The organism is Paenibacillus hamazuiensis (genome assembly GCF_023276405.1).
In the GTDB taxonomy this organism is placed as follows: domain Bacteria; phylum Bacillota; class Bacilli; order Paenibacillales; family NBRC-103111; genus Paenibacillus_AF; species Paenibacillus_AF hamazuiensis.
Map to the genome: position 1 here is coordinate 5,693,595 of NZ_JALRMO010000001.1, position 18,074 is coordinate 5,711,668.

Genomic DNA, 18,074 nt, shown 5'->3' on the forward strand with positions numbered 1-18,074 from the left:
GTGAGACATGAATCGCTCAAAAACCCGTACCCGTCTTATGCTCTTCAATCAATGCCGCAATTTGCCGGGCCGTAGGCATCGCATCGGAGCAGCTGTGGCTCGAAACGACGATCGAAGCCGATGCGCTTCCGAATTCCTGGCATTTCTCGATAGGCCACCCTTGCAGCAAGCCGTATATAAACGCTCCGGCAAAAGAATCGCCGGCCCCGAACGTTTTGACCACTTGCTTGGCCGGAAAAATACCGCCTTCATAGATGTGTCCGTCTTTGGTAAATGCGACGGACCCCCGTCCGCCGTGCTTGACGACGACGATTTTGGCATTGTGATGGAGCCAGCGCTCCGCCGTAACGCGGTCGTCCTTTTGCTGCGGTCCGGTTGTCGTCTCCATTACATCGAACTCCTCGCGGCCGGCCATGATAATGTCGCTTTTCTCGGCAACCAGATTGCAATAAATCGCCGTTTCTTCTTTGGACTTCCATGTCCATTTCCGGTAGTCCACGTCAAAAATAATGACAACGCCGTGCTTTCGCGCATACTCGATCGCCTGGAACACCGCTTCGCGCGACGGACTTGAGGCGAGGGCAGTGCCCGAGATCAGAATCGCTTTGGCACTTCGGATAAAATCCTCTTGAACCTCCCCAACCTCCAGCTTCAAATCGGCGACATTATCGCGATACATCAATATGCTGCAGTCCGATGGCGATTTAATCTCCGTAAAAGCGAGTCCGGTAACCGAGCCGGTCTTATCGACAACGACGCCACAGGTATCGATGTTCTGTCTCCGGAGATAATCCGTAATGAACCGGCCGTGCTGATCGTCGGCCACTTTGCCGATAAATCCGGTCTTCGCCCCGAGCCTGGCAAGCGCAATCGTAATATTGGCGGGGGAGCCCCCAACGTATTTGGTAAAGGATACTGTCTCCTCCATCGGCACATACAGCTGATCGGAGTTCAGGTCGATGCATAGCCGGCCGAGCCCGATAAAATCGAGCTCCCGGCCTGTCGGAAATTGAATCGGATTCATGGCCAGTCCTCCTCGGATTTATGATGGCGCCCGCTATTAACGGCCTCGCGCAAGATTGTCCTCACCCCATGCCGATAGCTCTCAAATATTCTCTCGTTCTTTTGGCGATGGGAAACGGCTTGTCGAATGGAGCCGGATACATATCCTGCTCGACGATAGCCCAGCCTTCGTAATTGATTTCCTTCAGCACTTCCAGGAAGCCCTTCATGTCGACGACACCGAGCTCGGGCTCGCACATAATATCCTCGGCGACCGCCTTGCCGAACGGCCAGCCTTCCCGCTTCATTCTCTCTCTTACCTGCAAATCGCAGCTCTTCAAGTGAAGATACGGAATGCGCGCGTGATGCTTTCTCATGAATGCGACAGGGTCTCCGTCTGCGTAAGCATGGTGCCCGGTATCGAGGCACAGATCGACATCCGTGTCGGCCAGCAGCCTCTCGATCTGCTCTTCCGTTTCGATATGGCTTTGCGCATGAGGATGGAATACCAGCTTCAGGCCGTATTTGTTTTCGGCATGATCCCTGATTTTCAGGATGTTCCGGATAAACCCTCCCCACTGCTCGTCGTTCAGCACCGCAGGACGAAGCAATTGCCCGGTAAACAGGTCCGTGTAGCAATCGTCGATCAGCACGACATACTTGGCGCTCTCAAAACGGATTTGAACTTGCGCCATCTCATCGAGCAGCGAGATCAGTTCATCCGTCCTGGAGTCGGACATCAGGTCTCCGACAAGCGTCGTCGCCACCAGCTCCAGTTTATATTTGTCCAGCTCCGCTTTCAGAGCATCGTATTCTTTTGGAAGATACCCCCAAGGGCCGAGCTCGATACCGGCATAGCCGGCTTCGGCCATTTCTCTCATGCACCTCTCCCACGGAGTTTGCTTTTCATTTTCCGCGAACCAAATACCCCAGGAGTCCGGGGCCGTACCAATATTTATTTTCATGTCCGATCCCTCCGAATGATTTTTTTAAATTAATGCCGGGCAAGCTTACGATTCGTCATTCATTCATTCATCATGGTATTTACAGCACTCCGGCTTTCTCTATGTTCGTTTTCATCCGTTCGTACGCAGCCTGAACCTTGGGGTTCTCCGAAACTTCGGCAACGCCGACCCTCCACCACGACTCATAGGCGGCGGTGTTGGTACCCGGAAGCACTTTGATGTGAATGAGCGTCGACACCGTTTCCTCCTTGGCTTTGGCCAAAGCCTCACGAAGCTGCTCCAGCGTAGTCACGGTATATCCGTTGGCCCCCATGCTCCGCGCATGCATCGCAAAATCCATCGGCATATAATCGCCGGTCAATCGTTTCGTTTTGGCGGAGCGGTAGCGGAATTCATTGCCGAACCCGTCGCTGCCGTGCTCGCGTTGAAGGTTGTGAATGCATTGATACCCGTTATTATCCAGCAGCAAAATCGTTATTTTGACGCCCTCCTGAATGCTCGTCACAAGCTCCGAATGAAGCATCAGGTAACTTCCGTCTCCGACCAGCGAGTATACCTCGCGATCCGGTTCGGCCAGCTTCACCCCGAAGGCTCCGGTCACCTCGTAGCCCATGCAGGAAAAACCGTACTCCAAGTGATACGTTTTCGGTTCTTCGCAGCGCCAGAGACGGTGCAAATCCCCGGGCAAACTGCCCGATGCGCAGACGATGACATCTTCGGGACCGAGGAAATCGTTGATGACTCCCAGCACGCGTGTTTGCGCCAGGCCATCCTCCCGCTTAACCGCATAAAGCCGCTCCACTTCCCGCGTCCACTCCGCCTTCAGCCTGCCGATTTCATCCGGTGAATAGCCGCTTCGATAGGATGAACCGCCCAGCTCTTCGGAGAGTGCCTTCAGCGCCACCCTTGCATCGGCCACGAGCGAGGTGGCATTCAGTTTTAACGCGTCGAAAGCGCTGATATTTATACTGAGAATATCGGCTCCGGGGTGCCCGAATGCGGACTTCGACGCCGTAGGGAAGTCGCCCAGCCTGGTTCCTACCGCAATGATCAGATCCGCCTCTTGCGCAAGTCGGTTAGCCGCCAGGCTGCCGGTCGTTCCGATGGAACCGGCGTTTAGCGGGTGCTTCCACGAAAGCGCGCTTTTTCCTGCCTGCGTTTCGGTTACAGGGATGTGAAATTTTTCGGCGAAGCGAATCAATTCCTGTGTTGCCTGCGAATAATGCACACCTCCGCCGGCAATAAGGAGCGGACGTTTTTTTATGCGAATCAGCTCTGCGGCGCGGTTCAGCGCCGCTTCCGAAGGAGTGCGCCTTTCGATCAAATGAACCCTTTTATCGAAGAAAGCCGCTGGATAATCGTAAGCTTCGCTCTGTACATCCTGGGGAAGCGCCAACGTCACCGCACCGGTTTCCGCCGGATCGGTCAATACCCTCATCGCCTGAAGCGCCGCCGTCATCAGCTGCTCCGGCCTTAAAATGCGGTCCCAATACTTGCTCACCGGCTTAAATGCGTCATTCGCAGATATCGTATAATCGGCCGGATCTTCGATTTGCTGCAATACGGGATCGGGCTGACGGCAAGCGAAGATGTCGCCGGGCAGCAGCAAAAGCGGTATCCGGTTCACCGTAGCCGTCCCTGCGGCGGTGACCATGTTGAGCGCGCCGGGGCCGATGGAGGAAGTACAGGCGTATATTTCCAGCCTGTTTTTTTGTTTGGCATAGGCCGCTGCCGCAAGAGCCATGCCCTGTTCGTTTTTGCCCTGAATGAATTCCAGCCCGCCCTGATCATGTTCGAGAGCTTCGCCGATCCCCGTCACGTTCCCGTGGCCGAAGATGCCCATGATGCCCTTCACGAATTTATGCTGCCGGCCGTCGAGTTCCACATATTGGGCGTCCAAAAATCGAACCAGAGCCTGGGCCATCGTTAAACGAACCGTTTCCATTGCAAATCCTCCTATTTCTTCCTGTTCTTTCGCGAATCGATTAATACGGCAACCGTGATGATCACTCCTTTCAAAATTTGCTGCCAATAGGAAGATACGTTGAGCAGGTCGAGGCCATTGTTCATGACGCCGATGATCAGTGCGCCGATGACGGTTCCGCCGATCGTGCCGATCCCGCCGCTGGTCAAGCTTGCTCCGCCGATAACCGCCGCCGTGATCGCGTCCATCTCGTACATCAATCCCGACGTAGGCTGGCCGGAAGCGATGCGGGACGTCAGCATAATTCCGGCGATACCGGATAATAACCCGGCGTAGCTGTACAAAATGATTTTGTACTTGGTTACGTTGACCCCGGCGATGAGAGCCGCCTGTTCATTCCCCCCGATCGCATAAACGTATTTGCCGAATTTCGTTTTGTTCAGGAGGATATACGATACGACTGCCACCAACAGAAAAATGAGAATCGGCACAGGGATACCCAGCACGTTGCCTTGACCGATAAACTTAAAAGCGGCGGACAAATTGCCGATCGGCCTGCCGTCCGTGAACAGCAATGCGGCCCCTCTGGCAGCGGTCATCATCCCCAAAGTAACGATAAAAGGCGCAATCTTGCCCTTCGCAATAATGAAACCGTTGATGAAGCCGGTCAGCGCCCCGAGTCCAAGACCGACCAGTATCGCCAATGCGAGCGGATAGCCGCCCGGATGCGACATGCTTGCCACCACAACCGACACAAGCGCAATGACGGAGCCGGAGGACAAATCGATCCCTGTCGCAATAATAATCATGGTCACGCCAATGGCGACGATACCCACTACGGACATTTGCCTGATAATATTAAGCAAATTTCCCGAAGTGAAAAACGTAGGAGCCAGGCTCGACATCAGTATTACAAGCGCAATTAATATAAGCAGCATGCCGTAACGATTTAAAAGCTCTTTGGCCTGAAAAGGTTTTCTTTTGGAGCCCGAACTCGGGTTCGACTCCTGATCTTTAGCGACCAGAAAATCGTTCATTTAGGTCATCCTCCATTTCGATTGCCCACGTATGCGATTTAGCGCGACTTAGGACCGTCGGCAAATCTACTGCTTTCTCATATACTTCTCCATGTTATCCTTCGTGACGAGCTCATAGGGGATATCCACGTATTTGTCCACCTTTTCGCCTCTTGCCGCTTTTATCGCCGTTTCCAGGCCGCCTTTGCCTTGACCGTCCGCATTTTGAAAAACGGTCACTTTGAGCTTGCCTGCCTTCATGAATTCAAACGCATCCTGGGAACCGTCAATACCGGCAAACAAAATATCTTGCGCTTTTCCTGCCGCCTCCGCAGCCATGATGGCCCCGATCGCCATTTCATCGTTATTGGCGACGACCGCATCGATTTTTTGACCCGAATTAAGCCAGTTTTCCATCAAGGCCATCCCTTTGGCCCGGTCGAAAGAGGCCGTTCCCTCCAAAACGATCTTCATGTCGGGATATTTGGAAATCACTTTTTTATTGCCTTCCGTTCGCTTGATTTGCGCATCGTGCCCCATTTGCCCGTTCATAATGGCAATGTTGCCTTTGCCTCCGAGAATTTTTGCCACTTCTTCCATTTGAAGCGTTCCCGACGTCAGCGAGTTGGAGCCGACATACGAGGTCGCTTTATCCACCCCGGGGTACTCGCGATTGACGACGACGATCGGCACTTTCGCTTGATTGGCGCGATCGACCATGTCCACGGCGGAAACGGTATCGACCGGCACGATCATGATAGCGTTCACTTTTTGCGAAATGAAGTTTTCAATCTGGGAGAGCTGCTTGTTGGCATCGTTTTGCGCATCGACATAGATCACATCGACATCCGGCTGTGTTTTCTGGTAGTTTTTCATCCCATCCTGCAAATAGCTGAGCCACTTATCGCTGAAATCCGGAAGAGCTGCACCGATGACAATTTTTTTGCCTTTTGCGGCAGCTTCTCCCCCGGCTCCGCCTGAGCCCGCCGCATCCGACAAAGCGCCGCCGCCCGCGCAGCCGGAAAAGATCATTGCTGTAAGCAGCAGTCCGATCGTTAACAATACGCTACTTTTTTTCATAGGTAATCCCCCTTAAAAATATTTTTCAAAGCATTGAAACCGATTGCAATTCCGGCCGCCGAATCAAAGCAATTCCTTCTTTAACCTTTCCAGCATAAACCTGCTCGAGTCGTCGGCTCTATGTTCCTCCCCGAATACGGCAACCGTAGCTATTCCGTCAAATTTGATCTCGCGCAATTTCGCGAATAAAACGTCCCAGTTAATATCGCCTTTGCCGATATCCAGATGCTGGTGCACAGTCGCATTAATTCCCGGCGGATTGACCACGTACCGAAGACGCGAAGAACCTCTATGGTTGTAAGTATCCGCAAAATTGATATGCTTCAGCTTATCGCCCGCGTAATCCAGCATGGCGCAAATATCGCCTTTGCCGTCATCATAGAAGAAGGTGTGCGGCACCGCGTAAAAATAACCGATGAAGTCTTTGTCCAAACCGCGAATAAGATCCACCGCTTCGTTGTTACGTTCGATGAAATCAAACGGATGGGCCTGAATATGAAGACGAATACCCGTTTTTTCAATAATGGGAAGCAGCTCTTCCATGGACCGCATAAACATTTGCTCGCAAATATACGGTTTGTCTCTATGCCCTGTAAACTCGGTGTTTAATACGTCAACGTCCATTTCAACAGCCACCTCGATGCAGCGTTTCCAGTTTCTCACGGCCGCTTCCCTGTCCGCTTCGTCAGGGCCGGCCCAATGCTGCATAGGCAATAAAGACGACAGCTTAACTCCTGCATCGCGCAGCGCATTTTTAAATTCTTTCATTCTTGCCTTATCGACCCGGGGATATTTGTAAAAAGGAAAAAAATCTTCTCTCGGCGACAGCTCGATGTATTCGTATCCCAGTTCGGCAACCTTATCCACCATTTTGGGAATCGGCAAATGCCGGTACATGTATGGATCCAATGCGATTTTCATTTGTCATTCCTCCTGTTTCAATTGTTCTTAGTATAAAAAGCAGGACGTTTTGGCATGGAGACCGGTACGATTTGCCCCGTATTTTTCGCTTGCAGGCAAGCATCCGCCGTCACGGCCGCCGCATAGCCGTCCCAAGTCGACGGCCCGTTCACTTCGCCTTTTAAAGTCGAGTTGATCCAGTCCTGAAGCTCAATATCGTAAGATTCGATAAAACGCTGCTTCCAATCGACCAAAATCTCCGTCGAAAGCTTGGCTTCGCTGCGCAGTAACACACTGGAAGGCTCCGGCAAATTGGCGGTGCCCGATTCGCCTACAATCTGGCATTGAATGTCGTATCCGTATTGACAATTGACGAATATTTCTCCATCGATTCTAATTCCTTTGGCCGTTTCCAGCAGTACGATAAGAGGATCCTGCAGGTGCTCGTGGGCGTACTTCGTCTTTCTGGGCGAGACAACCTGAACGGAAACGTAATCGTCGTCCAGCAGCCAACGCAATACGTCGATTTCATGTATAAAAGTATCCACGATAGCCATATCGCCCGTATACGAGCTTGGAACCGACGGATTCCGGTGCGCGCAGTGCACCATTAAAGGCTCGCCGATCCTGCCCGTATCGATGACTTTTTTCAACGCGCGATACCCTTGATCGTAACGCCGCATAAATCCGACCTGAACGAGCGGCTTGCCGTAAGCAAGCTCCGCTTCGACAATCCTCATACATCCTTCGGCTGTTGTTGCAAGCGGTTTCTCGCAAAACACCGGTTTGCCGGCGGCAATGCAGGCGAGCACATATTCCTCATGGGTAGGCCCCCAGGAAGTGACGATCACGGCATCCACCTCGGAGGAGCCGATAAGTTTATGCGCATCGGGATAAACCTTTGCATGAATCTTCTCTTGCTCTACAACGGCATGCGCTTGCTCCGCATGAATGTCCGTCACCGCAACGATTTCGGCCCCCGACAACGTATTCGTAATTCGGTGAATATGCTCCCGCCCGATGGCCCCTGTTCCGATTACTCCCAATCTTAAAGTCATTTTAGAAGGTCCTCTCCTTATCCTCTTCATGTATGCGCAATCATTTCCTTTTACAAAAAAATCAACCCGACTGTGAAACCGCATTCAAGTCATTCAAGGCATTTTCCTCCTTTAAAGTTAAATAGTAATCACTTAGGGTAATCGATTACCTTTTCCTATAAAAAAAATCCGATTTTATCTTTCGTAATAAATGATTGCCTTGCAGCACAACCATAAACGAAGGAAGATATATCGGCCAAAGAACAGGTAATCGATTACCCTCTTTTCTTGATTTCATTCTAAACGATCTCATCATTCTTGACAAGTATAATTTATTAGGGAAAAAGAACATTTTGGATAGTTTCCCGAATTACTTTAACTTCGAAACGGATTCGCGAAGCACAAGTTCAGGGAGCATACGAATACGCTGCTTTACGTCGTCCGATTTTTCGATTTTGTTTACGAGCACTTCGATCGCTTTTCGGCCTAGTTCGTGAACGGGCATCGCCACCGAGGAAAGCTCCGGAGTCACGATCGAACACAATTCGGTGTTGTCGAAACCGATCACGGACAGTTCGCCCGGAATGGAAATGTGCCTTTTCTTGGCAGCCTGCATGACACCGATGGCCATCACGTCGTTGCATCCGAATACAGCCGTAGGCCGTTTCTTTAGATCCAACAAAGATGTTGCGGTTTGCTCCGCATCGGCCAGTTTAGGCCCTCCGAATACGATCAGTTCTTCATCCGCAGTTATTCCTGCCTTTTGCAGCGCCGATTTATACCCGCGGATGCGGTCCTGACAGCTGATGGAATCCATTGCGACAACACCTATTCTTTGGTGCCCCTGGGAAATCAAATGCTCCGTTGCGATAAATCCGCCCAAAAAATCGTCCACGGTAACGCTGTCCGTTACGATTTCAGGCCTTTCATGCGCGAACAAAACGACGGGGACGTTGTCCCAGAGCAATTTTTGCAGCAGCTCCTCGTTTTCAAATTTCGAGGCGACGATAAAGCCGTCAACTCTTTTTTGCCGCAGCAAGGCAATGTGCCTCTCTTCCTTTTCCGGATTGTAATCGGTGTTGCACATGACGATGCTGAACCCGAGCTCCTGGCCCCGGGCTTCAATATGCTTCAAGTACTGCGAATAAATCGGGTTATCCATATCGGGAATCAACAGAGCCACCTGATAAGTGAACTTTCCTTTCATCGCTGAAGCGAGCACGCTCGGCTGGTAATTCAATTCGTCCATCAGTTCCAATATTTTTTTTCTCGTTTTCTCGCTGATCTTGCCCGTGTTATTGATTACTTTGGAAACGGTGGCGGTCGACACGCCCGCTGCCTTAGCAATATCGTATATGGTCGGTTTCATATTCCATCCCTTTCCGTTGCCTCGAAAAAAAGACTATGATTACTTTATATCATAGTCTTGGGGATGGGTAAACCGATTACCCTATTGTTTTTGTTCGGCAGACTTATCGCCATAGTCAACAATGATAGTTACATCCGGATGCCGGCTAACGACCTCTTTCCATTGCGGTTTGTTCGATCTCCTGTTTCATTATGCCGTCAGGAAACGGCAATTACTCCTGCCAACCAAGCAAATCGCGGATCTCTAACAGACCGGCCTCAATTTCCTTTAGTTGTTTTTTATAATCATCGTTATTCCGATAGTCGACTTGAAGCCCGGATTCGGCCTGCTTCTTGACTTGCTCCTTATCGTTAATCGCTTTTTCAAACGCCGCTTGAAGAACAGCCAGCTTTTCGGAGTCGAGCCCTTTGGGTGCTGCAAAACCGCGCTCCGCGCTTGAAGTAACGCCTGTAAATCCGCTTTCTTTCAACGTAGGCACGTTTGGCATCAATGACGATCTTTCTTCGGACATAACAGCTAACACGTTAAGCTGGTTTTCTTTTTGCAAGTTAATCACATCGACCACGTTGGCAAATAATACATCGACATGTCCGCCCAAAGCCATCGTAACTTCTTCCGCCGATCCATTCGTATGAACCGCTTTGAATTTGGTACCGAATTTTTTATTCAGTTTCAGGGCCGCTATGTGATCGTCGCTTCCGACTCCCGTTGTCGTAACGGTAACCTCGTGTGTTTTGGCGTAGTCGACCAGTTCTTTAATATTTTTAAATCGGGTCTCGTCTTTACGGATGGAAATGGTGCCCGGGTCCGTAACGTGTTTGGCAATCATCGTAAAGCTGTCCAGGTTCTCTTTCCTCTTCTGCTTCGGGTCCAAATAACCCGTCATCAGGTTCGGCGTACCGAGGTATCCTATCGTATATCCGTCCGGCTTGGCCGTTACCAGTTCGTTCCATCCTATCCATCCGCCTGCGCCGGGCTTATTGACAACAACGACGGGGACGCCCAGCTCTTTCTCCAAATATGGCGTTAAAACGCGTGCTCCGACATCCATTCCGCCTCCCGCGGCAAAGGAGACAATCACACTTATAGGCTTATTGGGATATTTCTCCTTGCCGGAAGACTCCTTGGACGATGCATTCGGCGACACATCCTTCGCACCTGCAGCCGTTTGTTTATTACCCCCGCCGCAAGCGCCTAAAGAAAGAGCAAGAACAGCAACAATAGAAAGAGATATCCATTTTTTCATACCAGTCACCTCTCATATATTTTTTCCCGGCTCTTAAAATGAGGAGGCATAGATTAACTTGCCTTTAAAAATATGAAATTTGGGCGAGTATAACGGGCCTGTTACCGTTTCTCCTTCGGAATCGGGATAATCTGTTTCGACGCCTGGTTCCAAAACAACCAGATTATCGGTATTATTTATGGGTAAGTTCATAAAATCGGCACCGGTCAACAGCATGGACGCAAATACTTCTTCTTTCGCAAGGCCTGCGCTTATGAATCTTGATACTACGTTGCACATATCCGATACGGCCGGCTTTTTCCAAGTATTTCTCACCAGGTCCGAACTGATCGTATCCGGTTTGATTCCCTCGGAAAGCGCCTGCCGGAATACGTTCCATGCAAAATGTTTGCTGCCCTGAGCTATGTCTAACTTTAACCCCTGTTCGACCGCATCTATAAAAGCCGCTGAAACTCTCCCGCGGGAGTCAAGAATATGCCCCCGTTTCCCGTGAAACGGATGAGACAGAACATCTCCGGGCCTTAAGTTCTCAACCACCTCTTCGATAGGCAAAAAGGTTTCGGTAAGGTGCACCATCATAGGCAGGTTAAGCTTTTCCGCAGCGGTTCGGGCGACCCGCAGCAACCCGCGATCCGTCGCCTCGTCGACTTGTCCCAATCGTACTTTCATTCCTAATAGCCGGCCTTCCGCCAATTCCCCCGTTTCGACAATACGCTCCACGGAAATGTTGTCCGGCGGAGTCGGATGGGGATTAGGATGAATGGTAATCCCTTCGGGTAATACGGACAGCCAGGAACGAATGTCGAGCAAGCTGTTTTGCCAAAAACGGTCTGCGTTTACCCACCCGTCATATCCGAACGTCCCGGCATCTCCGCAGGCGATCACACCCGTGGATAAATATTCCGTGTCCGTAATCCCTACAGGAGCGCCGGGTGCCCAAACATGACAATGAAAATCAAGCAGCCCGGGTACGAGCAAGCTTGTTTCGGGAAGACGTATCGTCCGGTCTTCTTTCTGATTGGACACGGAAATATCAAACACTTCGTTTAACACAAAATCGTTCTTATCCCAAATCCATCCACCCTCAAATCGCAGTATACCCATTTATTTCCACCTCGTTAATCTTTGAATAAATAAATTTACACTTGAAATTTGGCTAAAGACTTACTCAAAGCGTGGGACAACTGCTCCAATCTCTCGGATAATTGAATCAGCCCTTCGCTAATGCTCATCTGCTCATTGCTCAGCGATGCTACTTCCTGCGAAGTTGCCGACGATTGCTGCGCGACAGCGCTTACAGTACTCATCGCTTCACCGAGCATGTTTTGTGAAGAATCCAGATGACGGACAGATTCGGATACTTCCCAAAGCTTCTCAATAAATCCGTTCATCTGATCCTGTACATGTTTAAAAAGCTGGTCCGCTTCATTAACCGAAGAAAATTGCTCTTGGAAAACGGGGTAAGCGTTGGATAGCACAGACACCGTTTCATCGATTTCATTTGTTATGGACTCGGTAATTTGTCCGACTATGTCAATCGATTGCTTCGATTGATCCGCAAGCTTGCGGATTTCATCGGCTACGACCATGAAACTTTTCCCCGCCGCTCCGGCTCTTGCGGCTTCAATCGCCGCGTTCAGCGATAAAATGTTCGTTTGATTCACCAAATTGTTTAACAGATCCAGTATTTGACGGATAGATTGAGTGCTGTCATTTAATTTGGTAACTTTTTCAGTCATGGCCCGGGTCATTTCTGCAGTCGAATTGGTCTTCTTAATCAGTTCCGTCATATAAACGGTACCTCGCCTGCTCGCTTCCTGGACTTGAGATGCCGATTGTTCCATTTCCTGCGTCACCGTCATTACATTTTCCATCTGACCGCCGATCGACTGAGCAATTTCGTTCCCCTTCTCCGCTTCGGCTGCTAACCCGGAAGCCCCGACAGCAATTTCCTCGGTAGCCGTGGCAATCTCTTTCGCGGAAAAGGCCGTTTTCTTCGATGCGGCAGACAGCTCTCCGGAGGTTGTCAGCACCTCTGTCGCCGTATTGTTGATGTGCTGCACCAATATGCCGATTTGTTCCATCATTTGGTTAAAGCTTTGAGCAAGCTGCCCAATCTCGTCCCGACTCTTTGCCCCGCAGCGAACCGATAGCTTGCCGCTTTCACCTTCCTTGATCAGATTTCGAAGATCGACCAATGGACGGGCAATAACCCTTACCACCAAATAACCGAGACCGCAAGCGAGCAATACGGCAATAATGGTAATGATGATGGTAACATTAAATATTTTGTTGGTCTCTGCCAGTAACTCCTCCATGGGCACGGTACCGAGCACATACCAACCTGTTTTTGCGGATTTGTAGTATACAGTAAGTTGGCTTCGGCCATCCTGGTCTGCGGACACGCCGGAATATTGATTCATGCCTAATGTAACGTCGGATTCAGCAACCGCCTCTAAAAAAGTTTCATCCTTGTCATATATAATTTTATGATCGCTATTTAAAATATGGGTGAATCCGGTTTCACTCATCTTGACGTCATCCATCTCGGCTTGCAGTACGCTGAATTTAAATTCGAAAAGCAGGATAACGTCATTTGAGCCGCCGGCACTTTCTGGAATCAACTGCCCAAGCGCAAACGACTTCAGGCCTTGCGAACCGAAAAAGCCGTTGTTTCGTGTTTCCAGCCAGACCGGCTTACCGTCCTTAACAGATGAGATTTTCTTAAACCAATCTTCTACCGCGACTTCATTTTTCGGCTGCTGTCCTGTAGTTGCCACTGATTTTCCATTTTTGTCAATCAAACTTATAGCGTACATGGCATTATTTGAAGAAAAGTTGGATAATTGCAAAACTAGCTGTTTTTGGATTTCTTTGCGTTCGAAAGAGCCTTCGGCTGACGAATTAAATTTGAAAAGCAGTATTTTCAAATTGGTATCAGCCATTGCCTGATTTACTAAATTTTCATATGAATTAAATAAAATATCGAGTTTTTTGCCGGTTTGAACGATGGTTTGCAGCGACGCATCCGCCACCTTGTTTTGTAAAACATTTTTTGAAATGGAATAGCTTGCCCCGCCCATAACGGCAACCAATACAACGATGCTGACGAAAATAATCAAAAACAATTTCATGCCCACGGACTTAACGGGATTTTTTTTAAGTAAATCGCCCGCTCGTTTGATTTTGCTGAACATTTGCCCCTCCCGCACGGATCATTTAGCGTATCGTTCAAAAAGGACTGGGAATCCCGTACCGTTTCCCCACCGCTTCAAGTTCGCATATCATTTTGGAGGTTAGCGGAATACCGTTCTGTTCCCTTTCCAAAGCATTCTCATATTCGATTTCCCCCGGCAAATAAATTCGGTCGAACCCGTCCGCGAGCGGAATTTGGCGGATTTCCCGAATCATTTGATCGATGCGGTTTTTAAAATCCGCCAAAGGCTCGAACAAATCGGCGCGCATGACAAAAAAGAATTGGCCCACATTTTGATTTCGGTCCAAATCCTTGTACAAGCTGCCGATATAAGGTCCAAATGCCGCCCCGGTAAGAAGCCCCGATAACACATCGACCAAAAAAGCAAGGCCATATCCCTTCGGCCCCCCGACAGGAAGCACCAACCCGCCGTCCAAAGCTTCGCCGGGATCCGTAGTCGGCTTTCCGTCCTTGGATATGGCCCAACCGAGCGGGATTGGTTGATTGTTTTTGCGGGCCAGCGTTATTTTCCCGCGCGCCACCACACTGGTAGCCATGTCGAAAACAATATCTTTTTCCTTTCCGGCAGGAACGCCGTAAGAGAAAGGATTCGTGCCGAAGAAGGCTTTTTTCCCGCCCCAAGGGGCCATATTCGCAGGAGCGTTTGTAGCAGCAATAGCCAGGCAATTATGCCGCGCCGCATATAACGTGTAATCCGCCAGCATGCCGCAGTGGCCGGAGTTTTTAATGCCCACTGCCGCCAGTCCGGTTTCCTGCGCCTTCCGAACGGCAATCTTTATACCTTCCGACGCCAAAATGATGCCGAGTCCGGCCCCTCCATCTATTAACGCGCTTGAGGCCGATTCTTTTTCTATCTTCGCTTTGGTGCTCTTGCTGTCAATGCCGCGATCCAATCTGCTCGTATATATCTCCACTCTGCCGACTCCATGGGAATCCACTCCCCGCAAATTGGCAAGCACAAGGTGCCTGGCAATGGTTGACGATTGCTCTTCCTCCATGCCGGCCCCTTGAAAAAGCTTGCTGACAAAATGCTCAAGATCCGCTTTTGCAACCCTAACGTCATTCCCCGCCATTGTCTCTCTGTTCCTCTCGAGATTAGTCTCAACCGCTTCATTTGGGCAGCGTCAGTTTTTGGTAATAAGGCGTTAATCCTTCCTTCATCACGGCATGATCCGCGGCAAACAGATCGGCATAATGCAAAATGTAAGCTTCCGTCGAAGAGCCGTGAAAAGGGCTGTTCGTTGCATGGGTAGCTACCGTGCCAATAACCTTTTCCGAAAAACCGAGTTCGTTAAGAAGCAGCGCCCCGAGCACCCCGTGCTGAAGTCGACTTGCCCGTTCCGACTTAACAATCTTCTCTCCATCCATATCCATCAGCAGCGGCTTATCTATATCGTGGAGAATGAAAATCAGAATGAGCTCCTCCCAATCGAAAGTCAGCCCCCACCTTTTGATAGACTCCTCGGCCAGCGATATTCCGAAATGTACTACGTCATTTACGTGATCCGTTAGCTTATAGGAGGAAAAGGAGAAGCCCGGAATATGCTCGAGGCTTCTGTGACTGCTGCTTTTCCATGAACTGATCCATGCTGTAATGACCTTTTCCCGGTTATCGGGGGATAAACGCTCGAGTCCGAAGAGCCAATTGCTGACCTGCTTCCTTTCCTCGCTTGAACCTTCCTGAATGGTATAAAAAGCCATAGCGCCAACCTCCAACTCCTCTTCAAAGTCTAGAAACGCTCAGGTGTATTACCAGCCCAGCAAGCCTTTTACCTCAACCATGGAAGCTTCTTCCTTCTTTAACAGCTGTTTGAATGCTTCGCCCTTGGTGCCATCAACCTTTAAACCCATATCGCTCATCTTTTTCTCGTGCTCGGGATTTTTCATCGCTTTTTCAAAAGCATCCTGCAGCTTTGCGACAATTTGCGGATCCATTCCTTTAGGACCGGCTATCCCCCGAAGCGAATGATATTCGATATTAGACCCGATGCTCTCCTTTAACGTCGGCACATCCGGGAGCTGAGGTACCCGCTCCGGCGTCATGACAGCCAAAATCTTAATCTGTCCCGCTTTCATCGGCTCCAAAACTTCTCCCACCTTGGCAAACAACACATCCACATGGCCGCCAATGACGCTTGTAATGGATTCCGCTGAACCCGAAAATTGAACGGATCTTAATTTGGTGCCGAGTTCCTTATTCATTTGCAGCGCTGCAATATGATTTTCCGTACCGACGCCATTTGCGTTGGCAGACAGTTCATTTTTTTTGGCGAATTCAATTAAATCTTTCACATTGGAGAACCGTTTATCGTCCGCACGCACGGCGATAACTCCGGGGTCGATAACATGGTTCATGATGAGCTCGAAGTTATCGATAGTCTCTTTTCTTTTGGCGGAAGGATTCAAATAACCCGCAAAAACGGCCGGTGCATTGACGTAACCGAGCGTATAACCGTCAGGCTTGGCGCCTAACATCTCGGCCCATCCGACCCATCCGCCGCCACCCGGTTTATTTTCCACGACAACCGGAACGCCCAGCTCCTTTTCCAGGTAAGGCGTCAGCAGACGCGCCCCCAAATCCGTTCCGCCGCCGGCCGCGTAAGAAACAATCAGCGTGATCGGCTTTGTTGGATACTCCGTTTTCTTGGCGCTGCTTGCGCCTGCGTTTGTCTGCTGCTTGGAATTAGAGCCTGTCTCCTTTTGCGCACAGCCGATGACCAAGACAAACATAAGGATTAGCGCAACAGCCATCGAAATCTTTTTTTTCAAAAAAATGACCCCCTGCTAAATGAATTCACATTACATTTCCACATCTTCGGTAATGACCCGCTTATTTCTGATCGAGGTAATTATGCTAAAGAGCATAGACAGGATGGCGATCGATAAAATCGTCCCGGAAATCGGCCGCGTGAAGAAACCGAGGAAATCTCCTTTGAAAATGGTTAACGATTGCAATAACGTTTTCTCCAGGAGAGAGCCGAGTACATAAGTCAGTATGATCGGAGCCAGCGGTATCTCCGCTTTTTTAAACAAATAACCCAGAATCCCGAACACCAGCATGGCCCCTACGTCGAACATGCTGTTATTCAAGCTGTAAGTACCGACAATCGTAATAATAATGATGATCGGAAACAGCAGTTTAAACGGAACCATCGTAATTCTGGCCCACACATTGGCCAGCGGCAGATTCATAATCAGCAGCATGGCATTGCCGATAAACATGCTGGCGATGATTCCCCACACCAAGTCGGGATTTTTCTGAAAAAGCGTCGGACCCGGGGTAAGGCCGTGCATGATAAAAGCTCCCAATAACACCGCAACGGTAGGCGAGCTCGGAATCCCCAGCGTAAACAAAGGAATCAACGCGCCGCCGCAGTAGGAGTTGTTGGCGGTCTCCGGGCCGGCGACTCCCTCCAATGCCCCTTTCCCGAAGCGGGAAGGATCTTTAGACAGCTTCTTTTCCATGGAATAGCTGAGAATCGTGGGAATGACCGAGTTGGTGCCCGGGATTAATCCGATAAGGAACCCCAGCACGCTTCCTCTGCCGATCGCCTTCATGGAAGGTCCCCACTCCTCCTTATTCGGCAGAAGCCCTTTTACTTTAGGTGGAGCCGAGGCTTTCCCTTTCAAGCTTTCTTCCGCGTTCAGAAACAGTTCGGAAAGGCCGAACATACCCATCGCAATCGATATAAAATCAATGCCTTTCATCAATTCCGTTTGCCCGAACGCAAACCGTATAATGCCGGAGCTCTGGTCCTGGCCGATAAAAGCTAAAGATAATCCGAAAAGCGCTCCAATGATCCCTTTCAAGAGCGACTTCCCCATTAATCCGAGAAGCAGGGAGAGCCCTAAAATCACCAATGCAAAAAATTCGGGAGGGCCGAATTTAAGCGCCTGCTTCGCAAGAAACGGGCCGATTAATACCAACCCTACAATAGAAACGATGCCGCCGATGAAAGAACCGATCCCCGCAATACCGAGAGCCGCTCCCGCGCGCCCCTGCTTGGCCAGCGGATGGCCGTCCAGACAAGTAATTAACGAAGCGGCCTCCCCGGGGGTATTGATCAATACGGATGTAATGGTCCCTCCATACATCGAGCCATAGTAAATTCCGGCCAGCATAATAATGGCGGAAACCGGCTCAAGTGCAAAGGTCAGCGGCAACAGCAGCGCCGTTCCGGCTGTAGGCCCCAAGCCGGGAAGGACGCCGATGAACATGCCGAAGGAAACCCCCAGAAGGCAATACAGTAAGTTTTGCCATGTAAGTGCTGTCTCGAATCCATGCAGTAAGTAACCTAACGAGTCCATTGATCCGTCC

General features: G+C 50.1%; 15 protein-coding genes. All 15 read right to left on the reverse strand.

Annotation, left to right across the window (positions count from 1 at the left end; genetic code table 11):
- Positions 1–16: 16 nt before the first annotated feature.
- Positions 17–1,024: a 5-dehydro-2-deoxygluconokinase gene (iolC, locus tag MYS68_RS24735; RefSeq protein WP_248928395.1), complete on the reverse strand. Its 1,008-nt coding sequence runs from the start codon at positions 1,022–1,024 to the stop codon at positions 17–19.
- A gap of 61 nt (positions 1,025–1,085) precedes the next feature.
- Positions 1,086–1,967 (reverse strand): sugar phosphate isomerase/epimerase family protein, encoded by an 882-nt coding sequence (locus MYS68_RS24740; protein ID WP_248928396.1) that lies wholly within the window; start codon positions 1,965–1,967, stop codon positions 1,086–1,088.
- 79 nt (positions 1,968–2,046) lie between these two features.
- Positions 2,047–3,912: a 3D-(3,5/4)-trihydroxycyclohexane-1,2-dione acylhydrolase (decyclizing) gene (iolD, locus tag MYS68_RS24745; RefSeq protein ID WP_248928397.1), complete on the reverse strand. Its 1,866-nt coding sequence runs from the start codon at positions 3,910–3,912 to the stop codon at positions 2,047–2,049.
- Between the two features lie 11 nt (positions 3,913–3,923).
- On the reverse strand, positions 3,924–4,928 hold the full coding sequence (locus MYS68_RS24750; RefSeq protein ID WP_248928398.1) for an ABC transporter permease: 1,005 nt from the start codon (positions 4,926–4,928) through the stop codon (positions 3,924–3,926).
- 66 nt (positions 4,929–4,994) lie between these two features.
- Positions 4,995–5,987: a sugar ABC transporter substrate-binding protein gene (locus MYS68_RS24755; RefSeq protein ID WP_248928399.1), complete on the reverse strand. Its 993-nt coding sequence runs from the start codon at positions 5,985–5,987 to the stop codon at positions 4,995–4,997.
- 63 nt (positions 5,988–6,050) lie between these two features.
- A complete protein-coding gene (locus tag MYS68_RS24760) occupies positions 6,051–6,908 on the reverse strand; it encodes a sugar phosphate isomerase/epimerase family protein (protein ID WP_248928400.1) in 858 nt (285 codons plus the stop codon).
- 17 nt (positions 6,909–6,925) lie between these two features.
- Positions 6,926–7,945 (reverse strand): bifunctional inositol 2-dehydrogenase/D-chiro-inositol 1-dehydrogenase, encoded by a 1,020-nt coding sequence (iolG, locus tag MYS68_RS24765; RefSeq protein WP_248928401.1) that lies wholly within the window; start codon positions 7,943–7,945, stop codon positions 6,926–6,928.
- 349 nt (positions 7,946–8,294) lie between these two features.
- Positions 8,295–9,293, reverse strand: coding sequence for a LacI family DNA-binding transcriptional regulator (locus MYS68_RS24770; RefSeq protein ID WP_248928402.1), 999 nt, complete (start codon positions 9,291–9,293; stop codon positions 8,295–8,297).
- Positions 9,294–9,504: 211 nt separating this feature from the next.
- A complete protein-coding gene (locus MYS68_RS24775) occupies positions 9,505–10,539 on the reverse strand; it encodes a tripartite tricarboxylate transporter substrate binding protein (RefSeq protein WP_248928403.1) in 1,035 nt (344 codons plus the stop codon).
- A gap of 33 nt (positions 10,540–10,572) precedes the next feature.
- Positions 10,573–11,643 carry an amidohydrolase family protein gene (locus MYS68_RS24780; RefSeq protein WP_248928404.1) on the reverse strand — a complete coding sequence of 357 codons (1,071 nt, stop codon included), beginning with the start codon at positions 11,641–11,643 and terminating at the stop codon, positions 10,573–10,575.
- A gap of 35 nt (positions 11,644–11,678) precedes the next feature.
- Positions 11,679–13,736, reverse strand: coding sequence for a methyl-accepting chemotaxis protein (locus MYS68_RS24785; protein WP_248928405.1), 2,058 nt, complete (start codon positions 13,734–13,736; stop codon positions 11,679–11,681).
- A 34-nt stretch (positions 13,737–13,770) separates the two neighbouring features.
- Positions 13,771–14,829, reverse strand: coding sequence for an Ldh family oxidoreductase (locus MYS68_RS24790; protein WP_248928406.1), 1,059 nt, complete (start codon positions 14,827–14,829; stop codon positions 13,771–13,773).
- 37 nt (positions 14,830–14,866) lie between these two features.
- Complete coding sequence (locus MYS68_RS24795) at positions 14,867–15,457, reverse strand: HDIG domain-containing metalloprotein (protein WP_248928407.1); 591 nt, start codon at positions 15,455–15,457, stop codon at positions 14,867–14,869.
- A 48-nt stretch (positions 15,458–15,505) separates the two neighbouring features.
- Entirely contained in the window at positions 15,506–16,525 is a 1,020-nt protein-coding gene (locus MYS68_RS24800) for a tripartite tricarboxylate transporter substrate binding protein (protein WP_248928408.1), read from the reverse strand.
- Positions 16,526–16,555: 30 nt separating this feature from the next.
- On the reverse strand, positions 16,556–18,064 hold the full coding sequence (locus tag MYS68_RS24805) for a tripartite tricarboxylate transporter permease (protein WP_248928409.1): 1,509 nt from the start codon (positions 18,062–18,064) through the stop codon (positions 16,556–16,558).
- Positions 18,065–18,074: the final 10 nt, after the last annotated feature.